Source organism: Rathayibacter sp. VKM Ac-2801, assembly GCF_009834245.1.
GTDB lineage: Bacteria > Actinomycetota > Actinomycetes > Actinomycetales > Microbacteriaceae > Rathayibacter.
In genome coordinates this window covers 1450218-1463892 of the sequence record NZ_CP047183.1, presented here as the reverse complement: position 1 = coordinate 1463892, position 13675 = coordinate 1450218, and the positions used below count along the sequence as shown (strand labels likewise).

Below are 13675 nucleotides of genomic sequence, written 5' to 3'. Positions count from 1 at the left end.
TCGGAGCCTGAGAGCGCAGGGTCGGAAAGCGCAGGGTCGGAAAGTGCAGTATCGAACAGAGCAGGGTCGGTCATGACGGTCCTTTCGAGTGCGCTCACAGCGCGGTTGCGGGATTCAGGATGCCCTGCGGATCGAACAGCCGCCGCACTGCGCGCTGCAGGGAGACGACGTCGGGGCCGAGCTCGCGCCTGGCCCACTCGCGCTTCAGGCCACCGACGCCGTGCTCGCCGCTGACGGTGCCGCCGAGCTCGAGAGCGAGGGCGAACACGGCCTCGGCCGCGGCGTCGGCCTGCGCGCGAGCCGCGTCGGTCTCGTCGCGGAGCCGGATGATCGGGTGCAGGTTGCCGTCGCCGGCGTGCGCGAACACGTACACGTCGGCGCCGGTGTCGGCCGCTATCGCGTGGATCCGCCGGATCGCCTCGGCGAGACGCGACCGGGGCACGGCGATGTCCTCGATGAGGACCCGGCCGCGCGCCTCGACAGCGGGCAGTGCGTCGCGGCGCGCGGCCGCCAGAGCGAGCCCCTCGGCGGCGTCGAGGGTCGTCTCGACGCTCGACGCGGTCGCCGCGAGAACGGTGCGGACCGCCTCGATCTCGTCGGCCGCGCCGAAGCCGTCGGTCTGCACGAGGAGGAACGCGCCTCCGCGGGCCGCCAGATCGGAGCCGCGCAGCGCGTCGATCGCCTCGAGGGTGCGGTCGTCGACGAGCTCGAGCACGCTCGGGCGCAGGCCCGCGAGCGCGAGCGCAACGGCGGCCTCGGCTCCCGCGGCGACATCGGCGAAGAACGCCGCGGCGGTCGCGGTGACGCGGGGCCGCGGCAGGAGGCGGAGGGTCGCGCCGACGACCACGCCGAGGCTCCCCTCCGACCCGACCACGAGGGCGGTCAGGTCGAGGCCGACGACGCCCTTCACGGTGTCGCGGCCGAGGTGGACGAGCGAGCCGTCGGCCAGGACCACGTCGAGGGCGAGCACCGCGTCGCGGGTGACTCCGTACTTGGCGCCGCGCAGCCCGCCCGCGTTCGTGGCGATGTTGCCGCCGATGGTCGAGATCTCGACGCTGCCGGGGTCGGGCGCGTAGAGCAGGCCGTGGCGGGCGGCGGCGCGGTCGAGGTCGGCGGTGATCACCCCGGGCTCGACCCGTGCGACGCCGTCGACCGGGTCGATCGAGAGGATGCGGTCGAGCCCGGAGACGTCGAGCACGATCACGCCCTCCCCCGCGCTCGCGGCGCCCGCGAGTCCGGAGGCGGCCCCTCGGGTCACCACGGGGATCCCGTGGGCGGAGGCGTACGCGAGCGTCGCGCGGACCTCGGCGACATCGCGGGCGCGCACCACTCCGACCGGATCGCCCGCGGGCGACCAGCCCGAGCGGTCGGCGTGGACGACGGCGGGCGCGATGTCGGGAGCGGGCGCGATGTCGGGAGCGGGCGCGATGGCGCTCACGCCTCCACCCGCGTGATGATCGCCGCGGTCGCCGCCGACGCCTTCACCCACTCGAGGAACAGGACCACGGTCGCCGCGGCCGAGCGGTGAGTCGCGTCGTTCAGCGCGTCGTGCCGCCCGTCGGCGAGGAGGTGGATCTCGGCGCGCGGGGCCGTGCGGTAGACGGCCACCGCCTCCGCCACGGGGCTGATCGCGTCGGCCTCGCCGTGCAGCGCGAGCAGCGGGGCGCGCACCGCGCTCGCCGCGACCGAGAGCAGCTCCGGAGGAAGCACCGCGTCGCGCGCGACCGCATCGGCCTCGCGCGCGAGCACCCCGGCGTGGGTCGGGCAGGCGGTCCGCTCGGCGACGCCCTCGCCTCCCACGGCGCGGACGGGCAGACCGGCGACGATCACCGCGTCGACCGCCTCGGGGTGGGTCGCGGCGAGCTCGAGGGCGACCGCCGCGCCCGCGTCGGAGCCGACCAGCACCAGGGGTGAGACGGCGGCGGGGTCGTGGAGGAGCTCGAGCGCCGCCTCCCGGATCCCCTCGACGGTCGCGTCGCCCAGCGCGCGAACGCGGTAGGCGTCGCGAGCGAGCCGGGTGCCGAAGCGCTCGTAGACGGCCGGCGTCTCGCCTCGGCCGCCGAGGACGATCAGTGTGCCTCGGGGCCCGATGCCCTCGGGCTCGTCGAAGCGCTGGACGAGGGGGGCGGGGATGGTCAGGGTCATGCGGGGACTCCTTCGGGAGAGGGGACGGAGAGCTCGGCGAGCGGGAGCGGCGCGACGGCCGCCTCCCGACCGCGGAGCCCGAGGAGGAGCTGCAGGCGCTCGCTCACGGGAACGGCGACGCCCGCTCGGCGGGCGAGCAGCACGACTTCGCCGGTGAGGTGGTCGACCTCGCTTCCGGCGCCGCGGGCGAAGCTCTGCCAGGTCGAGAGACGACCGGCGGTGTGGCCGGCGACGGGGTCGACCCGGAGGCGAGTGCCGTCGTCGGCGGCGATCGTGCGGCCGTTCGCGGTGAGCGCGAGGCGCGCCTCCGCCACGAGCGTGTCGCGAAGCGCGCTGCGCTCGTCGTCGGAGCCGGTGAAGAGGTCGAGGCCGTTGACGGCGTTCGCGAGCAGCTTCCGCGCCTTCCACGCGCCGATGTCGGGCACGGCCCGCGCCGCGAAGCCCGCATCGCGGAACGTCGCGGCGAGCGCCTCGGCCCGGGGGTCGTCGGCGTCGGGGTGTCGGCCGATCCAGAGCGCTCCGACCGTCGGGAACGACGGCGACACGATCTCGCCGGGGGTGAGGAAGCTGGCCGCGATGCCGATCGAGACGCCGGACACGTCGGCGAAGCGGCGCAGCGCCGCGTCCTCGGCGGCAAGTCCGTTCTGGAAGGTGAGCACCGGCAGCTCGCTGCCCGCTCCCCCGCCGACCAGCGGCGTCCACGCCCACTCGGCGAGCGCCGCCTCGGCGTCCTGCGCCTTCACGGTCAGCACGAGCACGTCGCCTCGGCGCGGTGCCGCCTCGAGCGGTCCGCTCGCCACCGGCACCCCTACCGTCTCGTCGCCGGCCGGCCGTCGGAGGCGCAGCCCGCGCTCGCGGACCAGGCGGAGGTGCTCGCCGCGCGCGATCAGCACGACGTCCTCCCCCGCGAGATGCAGCTGCGCCGCGACCACCGAGCCCACGGCCCCGCCGCCGATGACGAGGAAGCGCCGGCTCACGAGGTCACCGCCGACACTCCGGGGATCGCCGCGAGGAGCGTCCGGGTGTACTCCGACTCGGGCGAGCGGAAGACGCGGGAGGTGCTCCCCGCCTCCTCGACCCGGCCGCGGTTCAGCACCACGATCTCGTGCGAGACGTCGGCGACGACCGCGAGGTCGTGCGAGATGAAGAGGTAGGCGACGCCGAGGTCTCGCTGCAGCTCGACCAGCAGCTCGAGAATCTGCGCCTGCACCGACACGTCGAGCGCCGAGACCGGCTCGTCGAGCAGCACGAGATCCGGCCCGAGTGCGAGCGCCCGGGCGATCGCGACCCGCTGGCGCTGGCCGCCCGAGAGCTCGGCGGGCAGACGGGAGAGGAAGGAGTCGGGGAGCCCGACCCGGTCGAGCAGCTCGTGGGCGCGGGCGAGGCGGGTGAGGCGATCGCCGACTCCGAACGACACCAGCGGCTCGACGACCGACTCGAGCACGGTGAAGCGCGGGTCGAGCGCCGCGAACGGGTTCTGGTGCACGAGCTGGATGCGCCGACGCAGCGGCCGCCACTGCTTCTCGCCGGCGTGGGTCAGGTCGGCCCCCTCGACGAGCACGCGGCCGCCCGACGCGCGCTCGAGGCCGAGGGCTATCCGCAGCGCGGTCGTCTTGCCCGAGCCCGACTCCCCCACCAGCGCGAGCGTCTGCCCGGCGCGCACCGAGAACGAGACGTCGTCGAGCGCACGGAAGTCGGCGCGTCGCCCGGGGAGCGTGAAGTCCTTGACGACCTTCTCGATCCGCAGGATCTCGGGAGCCGGCTCCACGTGATCGAAGCGCGGCACGATCGCCCCGCCGTGCCCGAGACCGGGTGCCGCGTCGATCAGAGCGCGGGTGTACTCCTCCCGCGGCGCCACGAGGATCTCGGCCGGCGGACCCTGCTCGATCACCCGGCCGGCCCGCATCACGAGGACGCGGTCGGCCCGGTCGGCGGCGACCGCGAGGTCGTGCGTGATGATCAGCAGCGCGATCCCCTGCTCGCGGACGAGCGACTGCAGGTGGTCGAGGATCCGCTTCTGCACCGTGACGTCGAGCGCCGAGGTGGGCTCGTCGGCGATGATCAGCCGCGGCTTCCCCGCCAGCGCGATCGCGATCAGCGCGCGCTGGCGCAGGCCCCCCGAGAGCTCGTGCGGGTACTGCCGGGCGCGCAACTCCGGATCATCGATCCCCGCCTGCCCGAGCGCCTCGAGCACCTCGGCGTCGACCGAGCGGCGGTCGACCCCCCGCAGGCGCACGGCCTCGGCGACCTGGGCACCGATCCTCAGGGTGGGGTCGAGGCCGACCATCGGGTCCTGCGGCACGAGCCCGACGACGCGTCCCCGGAGGCGTCGCAGCTCCTTCTCGGAGGCGCGAGTGACATCGCCGCCGGCGATCTCGACCGAGCCGCCGAGGATCCGCCCGGACGCGGGCAGCAGCCCGAGCACGGCGTTCGCGGTCGTCGACTTGCCCGACCCCGACTCGCCGACCACGGCGACGATCTCGCCCGGCGCGATCTCGAGCGAGACCTCGTGCACGACGGTCTGCTCGCCGTAGGCGACCGACAGGCGATCCAGCCGTACGATCGCGCTCATCGCTGCACCTCCTCGACGGTCTTCGCCACGTGGTTCAGCGAGAAGACCAGGAGTCCGACGAACAGGCCGGGCAGCAGCGAGAGCCAGGGGCTGGTCACCAGGTAGTTGCGACCGCTCGAGATGAGCGTGCCCCACTCCGCCGCGGGAGGAGCGGCACCGAAGCCGAGGAAGCTCAACGCGGCGACCGCGATGATCGCGGTCCCGAGATCGAGCACCGCCAGCACGGCGACCGGGCCCCAGGAGTTCGGGAGCACGTGCCGCACGAGGATGCGCAGCCGAGTGGCGCCTCCGGTGCGGGCGGCCTCGACGAAGGGCAGCGTCTTCACCCGCAGGACCTCGGCGCGCGTGGTGCGCGCGAAGCCCGGCAGGATCCCGATCCCCACGGCCAGCGCTACCGGCAGTGTGCCGAAGCCGATCGCGGTGACGATGGCGAGCGCCAGCAGCAGCCCCGGGATCGCGAGGAGCACGTCGACGATCCGCATGATGACGGCGTCGACGACTCCGCCCGCGTAGCCCGAGACGACGCCGAGCGCGAGGCCGCCGACGAGGGCGATCGCGATCGCGATCACGGTGGCCTGGATGGTCAGCGCCCCGCCGTGCAGAACGCGCGCGAACAGGTCGCGGCCGAGCTCGTCGGTGCCGAACAGGTGCGCGGTGCTCGGCGCCTGCAGCTTGTCGACGGGCGCCGTCGCAGTCGGGTCGTAGCCGGTGAACAGGGCCGGGGTGATCGCCGAGACCAGCACGAAGACGGCGAAGGCGAGCGCGATCACGAACCCGGGGCGGCGCAGGAGGAGCCGTGCGGTGCGGAGGCGCCGCCCGCTCCTGCCCTGCGGGGCGCGCTCGCGGGGCTCGGGCGCGACTGTCGCGGCGGTCTCGGTTCTGGTGAGTTCGAGCGTCATGGCCGGCTCGCCTTCGCTGTCGTGGTGATGCGCGGATCGAGGAGGGGGTAGAGCAGGTCGACGAGGAGGTTGATCCCGACGAAGACGGCTGCGGCCAGCACGACGACGGCCTGCACCACCGGCACGTCCTGGGTGAGCACCGACTCCTGAGCGAGCGTGCCGATGCCCTGCCGGCCGAAGATCGTCTCGGCGACGATCGCCCCGGTGACGGTGTTGCCGGCGAGGATGCCGAGGATCGTCAGAGTCGGCAGCGAGGCGTTGCGGAACGCGTGCCGCCACTGCACCGCAGCGCGGGAGAGCCCCGCCGCGCGGGCGGTGGTGATGTACGCCTCCCGCTCGACGTCGGCGAAGCTGCGGGTCAGCACCTGCGCGAGCATCGCCGAGGTGGGGATCGCCATCGTCACGGCCGGCAGGATCAGGCTCGCCGGCGTCGCACTGCCCGTGGAGGGCAGCAGGTGCATCGTGAAGGCGAAGAACTGGATGAGCAGCAGGCCGATCCAGAACCCGGGGAACGCGACTCCCGCGGAGGGCAGCCGGCTCAGCAGCACCTTGAGCGGCCGCCACTGCACGTACGCCGCCAGGTAGGCGAGCGCCGTGCCGCCGACGAGTGCGAGCCCGATCGCGAGGGCGCTGAGCTGGAGGGTTCCCGGCAGCTTCTCGGCGATCAGCTGGGTCACCGGGATCCCCTTCGTGATGGAGGTGCCGAAGTCGCCCCGGAGCGCGTTGCCGAGCATGTGCAGGTACTGCTGCCAGACGGGCTGGTCGAGGCCGTAGCGCGCCTGCGCCTCGGCGAGCTGCTGCGGAGTCAGAGAGTCGACCTCGACGTTGTTGGCCGAGAGCAGCAGCGCGAGCGGGTCGCTCGGCAGCAGCCACAGCACGGCGAAGGTCACCGTGTAGGCGGCCCACAGCACGAGGACCGCCTGGCCCAGCCGCCCGACGAGGTAGCGGCCGAGGCCCGAGGGGGCCGAGCGGAGGCCCGGCCTCCCCGGTGCCGCGGGTGTCGCGAGGGTCGTCACGGCTGGATCCAGGTCCCGGCGAAGTCGCCGAACGCCTCCGAGGTGAAGCGGAAGCCGTGCACCGCCGACGAGACGCCGGCCAGCTGCACCCGCTCGGCGAAGGGGAAGACGAGCGCGTTGTCGAGCAGGTAGTCCTGCAGCCGGCCGTAGACCGCCGCCCTGGCCGTCGTGTCGACGGTCTGGACGCCCTCGTCGAGCAGGGCCTGCACCTCGCTCGCCTGCTCGGGGGTGAAGTTGTTCACGGCCTGCGCCTTCGATCCTGCGTACCGGGAGTCGATGATCCACTGGATCACTCCCGGGTCGGCCCGGGTGTAGTAGGTCGAGATCAGGTCGTAGTCGCCGCTGTTGAGCACGTCCGCGCGCTGCGCGTTGGTGATCACGTTCAGCTCGAGGTCGATGCCGACCTGCTTGAGCTGGTCCTGGATCAGCTGGTCACCCGCGCCGAACTGCGCCACGATCGGCACCGAGAGGGTGAGCTTCTGCCCGTCCTTGTGGCGGTAGCCCTCGTCACCGAGCGCCCAGCCCGCCTCGTCGAGCAGCTCGCCGGCGCCGTCGGCGTCGAAGGCCAGTGCCGAGGACTCGTCCTTGGAGAAGGGCGTGGTCGTGTTGTAGACGCTCGTCACCGCCGGATAGCCGGCGCCGAAGATCGTCGACGCGTAGGTCTCTCGATCGATCGCCTTCTGCACCGCCACGCGCACCTTCTGATCCGAGAGGATCTTCCCCTCCGACACGTTCGGGTAGTAGTTGCTCGCGGGGCCCGGCAGCGACCGGCTCTCGACGGTGTCGCCGTTGCCGGTGATCACCGCCTGGTCGTTCTCGGAGATCGGGTTCCGGCCCCAGGCGATGTCGATCTCGTCGCTCGTGAGCTGGCCGACGCGAACGCTGTCCTCGGCGACGTAGCTGACGTCGATGCCGTCGAGGTACGCCTCCCCCGTGTTGTCGCGGAGCGGGGAGCCCCAGGCGTAGCCGGCGCGCTTGTCGAGCGTGATCCCGGTGCCCGGGGTGTAGTCGGTGAGGGTGAAGGGCCCGGAGCCGACCACTGCACCGAGGCAGCGCTCCTCGGGCGTCTTCTCGTACGAGGAGGCGGCGAGGATCGCGAGGTTGGTGGTCGAGGTGCCCTGGAGGAACGCGGCGTTGGGGGTCGAGAACGTGACCTTCACCGTGTCGGCGTCGACCACCTCCGTGCCCGAGTAGCCGGCCAGGTAGACGCCGCCGTAGGCAGCGGGCAGCTGCGCGAGGGTCGCCTGGTCGTTGTCGAAGGCGGTCTTGACGCTGTCGGCGGTGAACGCCGTGCCGTCCGAGAACGTCACGTCGGTGCGCAGATCGAAGGTGTACTCGGTTCCCGCGTCGTCGACGCTCCAGGCGGTCGCGAGCCACGGCTCGATCTCGCCCGTCTCAGGGTCCTGGTCGGTCAGGGAGTCGGCGACGTTGCGGATCACCGTGCGGTGCTCGATCCAGTAGGTCTGGAACGGATCGACGCACGAGAACGCGGCGTTGTCGGGGAAGAAGGCGAGCGAGAGCCGGCCGCCCGAGACCGGGGTCGCGTCGTCGGAAGCGGTGCCCGCGTCGGAGGATCCGGAGCAGGCGGTCAGGGCGAGGGCGGCGGCGAGGGTGAGCGCGGTCGCGCCCGCCCAGCGGGATCGTCGGTGAGTCATGGCTGTGTCTCCAGAGCAGGGGATGTCAGTGGGAGGAGTCAGTGGGCGGCGGCGGCGAGGGTGCGCGTGCCGGCGATCAGGAGGGCGGCGTCGTCCTGCGGCGGGTGCACGCGCGAGGCGAGGACGTCGCGCAGGTGGCGTTCGAGCGGGTTGTGCCGCGTGAGTCCGGGGTTGCCGAGGGCGGCGACGGCGGTCTCGACCGCCGTGACCGCCGAGCGGGTGGCGAGCAGCTTGCCGACGATGAGGCGCTCGGCGGCCGCCGGATCGCCCGCGTCGACGCGGGCGGCGAGCGAGAGCAGCACCTCCTCGGCCTGCACGAGCTGCGCCTCGATCTCGCCGGCGACCGAGCGGATGCGCTCCGTCGTCGCGATCGGACGCCCGAGCGAGGTCGGGATCCGCTCGTTCGCGAACCGCACGAAGAAGCTCTGCGCCGCCCGCCCGACGCCCACGTAGAGCGCCGCGACCGCGAGGCCGAAGCCTCCACCCGCTCCCGCCTCCGGAGCGAGCTGCGAGCGCGGGGTGCCGCGGAAGTGCTCGAGCGGCAGGCGGACCTGCTCGTAGACCACGTCGTGCGTGCTCGAGGCGCGCTGGCCGAGGTGGTCCCACGTCTTCTCGATCCGGACGCCCGGAGCATCTCCCGGGACGATCGCGTGCGCGAGCTCGGGCTCACCCGAGGCGCCCTGCAGGTCGACCGCCCAGACCAGGTGGTAGGCGAGCCCCTCGGAGCCGGTGGCGAAGCCCTTGCGTCCCTCCAGCACCCACTCGTCGCCGTCGCGGCGGATCGTCGTCGCGGGCAGACCGCCGCGGGCGGGGGCACCCCACTCGGGCTCGGCCCGCACCGCGTTCAGCAGCACCGGGCGCTCGGCGGAGTCGGCGAGGACGCGGCGGTACAGCCCGTCGGGCCAGGTCGCGCCGCGGTCCTGCGCAGCGTGCTGCAGCACGGTCATCGCCGAGATCAGCGCGACCGCCGGGTCGCCCTGACCGAGCGCGCCGAAGATCCGGACGAGGTCGAGAGTCGAGGGCGGGGTGCCGCCGTAGCGAGTGCCGACCGCGACGGTGAGCAGCCCCGCGTCGTGGACGGCGCGGATCCCCTCCCACGGGAACTGGGCGGTGCGGTCGTAGCGCTCGGCGGTCTCGGCGAGGCGGGCGGTGAGCCGGGCGAGCGCCCGGTCCGAGAGGTCGGGGGTGACGCGGGCGGGCGTGTCGAGCAGCGTCACGCGCTCGCTCCGATCAGCTCGGTGCTCTCGAGCGGAGGCTGCGCGACGATCTCGCCGCGGTGGCCGGTGACCTCGCGGTGCGCGAGCTCCTCGCGGACGAGCGGGATGATGGAGCGCCCGTAGTCGACCGCGTCGTTCAGGTTGTCGTAGCCGCGGATCGAGATCAGATCGGCGCCGAGGTCGACGTAGTCGAGGATCGCGGCGGCGACGGTCTCGGGCGTGCCGACGAGAGCGGTGGAGGCGCCCTGCGCTCCGGTCGCGGTCGCGGTCGGCGTCCAGAGGGCGCGGTCGTGCAGATCCTTGCGGCGCGCGATGTCGAGCAGGCGCTGCGAGCCGACGTTCGCCGGACCGTTCGCATCGGGCGTCTGCACCCACAGGCCCTTCCTCGGGTCGGCGGTCGCGGCCGAGCGCCCCTGCAGGATCCCGAGGATCCGGTGCGCCTTCTCCCACGCGAGCTCCTCGGTCGGCGCGATGATCGGCCGGAAGGTGACCCAGGTGCGCGGGGTGTCGGGACGGCCGGCCGCGAGTGCGGCGTCGGCGATCCGGTCGATCTGCTGCTGGGTGTCGGCGAGCGGCTCGCCCCAGAGCCCGAAGATGTCGGCGAGCGCGCCGCCCTGACGGTAGGCCTCGTCACTCGAGCCGCCGACCGAGACGGGGATGCTCCCCCGCACCGGCAGCACCCGCGAGACGAAGTCCTCGAAGCGGTAGTAGGTGCCCTCGTGGTCGAACGGCTCCGTGGCCGACCAGACCTGCCGGAGGATCCGGATGTACTCCTCCTGGCGCGCGTAGCGCTCGACCTTGGTCAGGCGGTCGCCCTCGCGGGCCTGCTCGTGGTCGTTGCCTCCGGCGATGAAGTGCACGACTGCGCGGCCGTTCGAGAGCTGGTCGAGCGTCGCGAGCGCCTTGGCGGCGACCGTCGGGTAGATCGTGTTCGGGCGGAGCGCGACGATCGGCTTCAGGTGCTCGGTGTACTGCGTGACCGCGGCGGCGATGGTGAACGGGTCGTGCCCGGCCGAACCGTAGGGCACGAGCGTGTAGTCGAAGCCGCCGTCCTCGAGGATCCGCGAGTAGCGGCGGAGGTAGGCGACGTCGATGCCGGGCTGGGTGAGCCCGTTGACCTCGTTGGAGCTGTTGACGTTGATCGCGGAGATGAACTCGACGGCCATGGTGGTGTCCTTTCGACAGGAGGTGCGCGAGGGCGCGGAGAAGAGCTCGCGGGCACGGCGGAGCGGCCCGGAGGAGGAAGGTCGACGGCGCTGCTCGAGGAGCGCGGGTCGCGTGCGGCGGAGTCCGCCGCGTCGGTCGGAGAGCGCGACGCGGGAGCGTCAGTGCGGGCGACGCGGAGGCGTCAGCACCGGGCGGTCAGCGAGAGGCTGGACAGGAACATCCGCGCACCGACGCGAAGGGGTTCCCGCCCACCGGCATTCGGCCCGGGCGCATCCGGCCGGCCGCTGCGTCGACGCGCGCCGCTCGGACCGCGCCGGAGGGCGCAGTCGAGACGAGGGCACGCGGGGAGGTCATGTCGTCGACGCTACGGGCGGCGAGCCCGCGGCGTCCAACGATGATTCCGGATGCGTTCCGATCGGCGAACCCGATCGTTGGTAAGAATTCGTCATGTTCGAGCGTGTTCACGAGCGGACCTCGCGCAGCGGCGTCCTGATGCGGGACGGGCCGAACAGCTCGACGAGCGCGGCGAGCGCCGTGTCCTCGACATCGGGCGCGAGTCCGCGGCGCGAGACCAGCCGGAGGTTCACCGAGCCCAGAGCGGGCAGGTCGCGCCGCGCCTCGAGTCCGTCGGCGACGGCGCCCTGGTGCGAGGTCGGCAGCACCGCGACTCCGATGCCCGCTCTCGCCGCAGCGATCACGCCCTCGAGCCCCGCGGACTCGGCGACCACCCGCACCTCGTGCCCGAACGCTCCGAGCTGCTGCAGGGCGCGCTGGCGCATCCCGCACGGCTCGGAGTAGGCGACGAGCGGGATCGGGGCGCCCTCGGCGGGCTGCCAGCCCGGCGCCGCGTACCAGTCGAGCGGCAGCGTCGCGATCTGGCGGCCCGGCAGGTCACCGCCGACCCCGAGGATGACCGCGAGGTCGACGACCCCGCGGGCCACCGCCTCCGCGAGACGGGTGGAGCGCTCGAGCGAGAAGGTGAGCGGACGGTCGTCGAAGGCGCGGCGCAGCGTCTCGAGCAGCCGGGGCAGCAGCTGCTCGGCGGCGGGCTCGGTGAGACCGAGGGCGAGCGGGTTCTCGCTCGCCGCGTCAAGGGTCTCGAGCGCGTCGTCGTGGACGGCGAGGATGCGGCGGGCCTGCACGAGGAGGCGCTCACCGGCGGGAGTGAAGCGGGCCTTGCGCCCCACCTTCTCGATGAAGGTGCGCTCGAGCCGGCGCTCGAGGGTGCGGACGTGCTGCGACACCGTCGGCTGGCTGATGTGCAGCGCGACGGCCGCGCGCCCGAAGCCGCCGCAGTCGGCGATCGCCACGAGCGTGCGCAGGTGGCCGATGTCGAGGGTCTCGGGCATCCCCCGACGCTACTGACGGCCCGCGCCTGCCGGGATCGCGACCGCAACACGCCGACATGTCCAGGAGACGACGGAGCGGACGAGACCTCGGAAGGACCCGTCCGCTCCGGAGGATCGGACTCAGTGCGCGATCACCGGCTCCGCCCCGGGAGTCGTCGCGATCGCGTCCGACCTGCGGCGGAACAGCAGCACCGACAGCACCGCGCCGAGGGCGAAGAATCCCGCGCCCCAGCCGTACGCCACCGCGTAGCTCTGCACCGCGGCCTCCGCCGCCGTGGTCGCCGTCGCCGGAGCGTGCGAGGCGAGGTAGTCGGTCACCGCGGTCGCCGCGAGCGTGTTCAGCAGCGCTGTGCCGATCGAGCCGCCGACCTGCTGGCTCGTGTTGACCATCGCCGAGGCGACCCCGGCGAAGCGCATGTCCACTCCGCGGGTCGCCGTCTGCATCGAGCCGGGCATGATCGAGCCCATCGCGAAGCCGAGCACCATCAGCGCCGGCAGCACGTCGGCGGCGTACGCGCTGTCGAGGTCGAGGCGGGTGAGCAGCAGCATGCCGACCACACCGAGCACCATGCCGAACGGCACCATGACCTTCGGCCCGAAGCGGGGCAGCAGGAGGTTGGTCGAGAGCTGCGCGGCGAGCACCAGCATCCCGATCATCGGCAGGAACGAGAGGCCGGTCTGGATCGGCGAGTAGCCCAGCGACACCTGGAGGAAGTAGGTGACGAACAGGAAGATGCCGAACATGCCGGCTCCCGCGATCAGCACCGACAAGTAGGCGGCTCCGCGGTCGCGGTCGAGCACGATCTGCAGCGGCAGCAGCGGGTGCTCCGTGGTGCGCTGGCGCAGCACGAAGCCGACCAGCAGCACGACGGCGGCGGCGAGCGGCACCCAGGTCATCGGCGAGTCCCAGCCGTCGGTCTCGGCGTCGGCGAAGCCGAACACCAGCCCGAACAGTGCGGCGGAGACGAGGATCGTGCCGGGCACGTCGAGCTTCGGGCGCGGCCCGGTGCGGTCGATGGCCGGAACGAAGACGATCGCGCCGATCACCGCGACGATCGCGATCACCACGTTGATGTAGAGGTTCCACCGCCAGTCGAAGCTCTCGGTGAGCACACCGCCGAGGAGGAGCCCGACGGCACCGCCCGCTCCGGCGATCGCCCCGAAGACGCCGAACGCGCGCGCCCGCTCCTTCGGGACCGTGAACGTCGTGGTCAGCACGGCGAGCGCCGTCGGAGCGAGGAGCGCTCCGAACACCCCCTGCAGCGCCCGCGCGGCGATGAGCAGCTCGAAGTTCGGAGCGGCTCCTCCCAGGGCGGAGGCGAGGGCGAAGCCGACGAGACCGATGATGAAGGTGCGCTTGCGGCCGAGCAGGTCGGAGAGGCGCCCGCCGAGCAGGAGCAGGCTGGCGAAGGCGAGGGAGTAGGCGGTGACGACCCACTGGCGGTCGCCGTCCGAGAACCCGAGGTCGGCCTGCGCGGCCGGGAGGGCGATGTTCACCACCGTCGAGTCGAGGACGACCATCAGCTGGGCGAGGCCGACGGCCACGAGGGTCCACCAGCGGCGGTTCGGGCGAGCCGGGGCCGCGGGGGCGGCGCTCTGCGGCTGCGAGGAGGTCTGGGTCATGGGCTCGACCATATACGAGACCGAGCAGTTCC

The 13675-nt window shown here is 73.1% G+C and carries 11 protein-coding genes; all 11 read right to left on the bottom strand.

The genetic code is table 11. The features are described from left to right. Positions 1-94: 94 nt before the first annotated feature. On the bottom strand, positions 95-1438 hold the full coding sequence (locus GSU45_RS06715) for an FAD-linked oxidase C-terminal domain-containing protein (RefSeq protein WP_244248248.1): 1344 nt from the start codon (positions 1436-1438) through the stop codon (positions 95-97). After that, positions 1435-2145 (bottom strand): lysophospholipase, encoded by a 711-nt coding sequence (locus GSU45_RS06710; RefSeq protein WP_159913734.1) that lies wholly within the window; start codon positions 2143-2145, stop codon positions 1435-1437. The genes GSU45_RS06715 and GSU45_RS06710 overlap by 4 nt, the downstream gene beginning before the upstream one ends. Continuing rightward, complete coding sequence (locus GSU45_RS06705; protein WP_159913732.1) at positions 2142-3122, bottom strand: 2-dehydropantoate 2-reductase N-terminal domain-containing protein; 981 nt, start codon at positions 3120-3122, stop codon at positions 2142-2144. The genes GSU45_RS06710 and GSU45_RS06705 overlap by 4 nt, the downstream gene beginning before the upstream one ends. After that, a complete protein-coding gene (locus GSU45_RS06700) occupies positions 3119-4717 on the bottom strand; it encodes an ABC transporter ATP-binding protein (protein WP_159913730.1) in 1599 nt (532 codons plus the stop codon). The genes GSU45_RS06705 and GSU45_RS06700 overlap by 4 nt, the downstream gene beginning before the upstream one ends. Beyond that, the gene (locus GSU45_RS06695) at positions 4714-5616 is read right to left on the bottom strand and encodes an ABC transporter permease (protein ID WP_159913728.1); all 903 of its coding nucleotides are present in this window, start codon (positions 5614-5616) and stop codon (positions 4714-4716) included. The genes GSU45_RS06700 and GSU45_RS06695 overlap by 4 nt, the downstream gene beginning before the upstream one ends. Next, positions 5613-6632 carry an ABC transporter permease gene (locus GSU45_RS06690; protein ID WP_159913726.1) on the bottom strand — a complete coding sequence of 340 codons (1020 nt, stop codon included), beginning with the start codon at positions 6630-6632 and terminating at the stop codon, positions 5613-5615. Before GSU45_RS06690 ends, GSU45_RS06695 begins: the two co-directional genes overlap by 4 nt. Then, entirely contained in the window at positions 6629-8287 is a 1659-nt protein-coding gene (locus GSU45_RS06685) for an ABC transporter substrate-binding protein (RefSeq protein ID WP_159913724.1), read from the bottom strand. Before GSU45_RS06685 ends, GSU45_RS06690 begins: the two co-directional genes overlap by 4 nt. Before the next feature lie 38 nt (positions 8288-8325). Continuing rightward, positions 8326-9504, bottom strand: coding sequence for an acyl-CoA dehydrogenase family protein (locus tag GSU45_RS06680; protein ID WP_244248247.1), 1179 nt, complete (start codon positions 9502-9504; stop codon positions 8326-8328). Beyond that, positions 9501-10670: an LLM class flavin-dependent oxidoreductase gene (locus GSU45_RS06675; protein ID WP_159913722.1), complete on the bottom strand. Its 1170-nt coding sequence runs from the start codon at positions 10668-10670 to the stop codon at positions 9501-9503. The genes GSU45_RS06680 and GSU45_RS06675 overlap by 4 nt, the downstream gene beginning before the upstream one ends. 462 nt (positions 10671-11132) lie before the next feature. After that, positions 11133-12020, bottom strand: coding sequence for a LysR substrate-binding domain-containing protein (locus tag GSU45_RS06670; RefSeq protein WP_159913720.1), 888 nt, complete (start codon positions 12018-12020; stop codon positions 11133-11135). A 120-nt stretch (positions 12021-12140) separates the two neighbouring features. Continuing rightward, a complete protein-coding gene (locus tag GSU45_RS06665; RefSeq protein ID WP_159913718.1) occupies positions 12141-13643 on the bottom strand; it encodes an MFS transporter in 1503 nt (500 codons plus the stop codon). Positions 13644-13675: the final 32 nt, after the last annotated feature.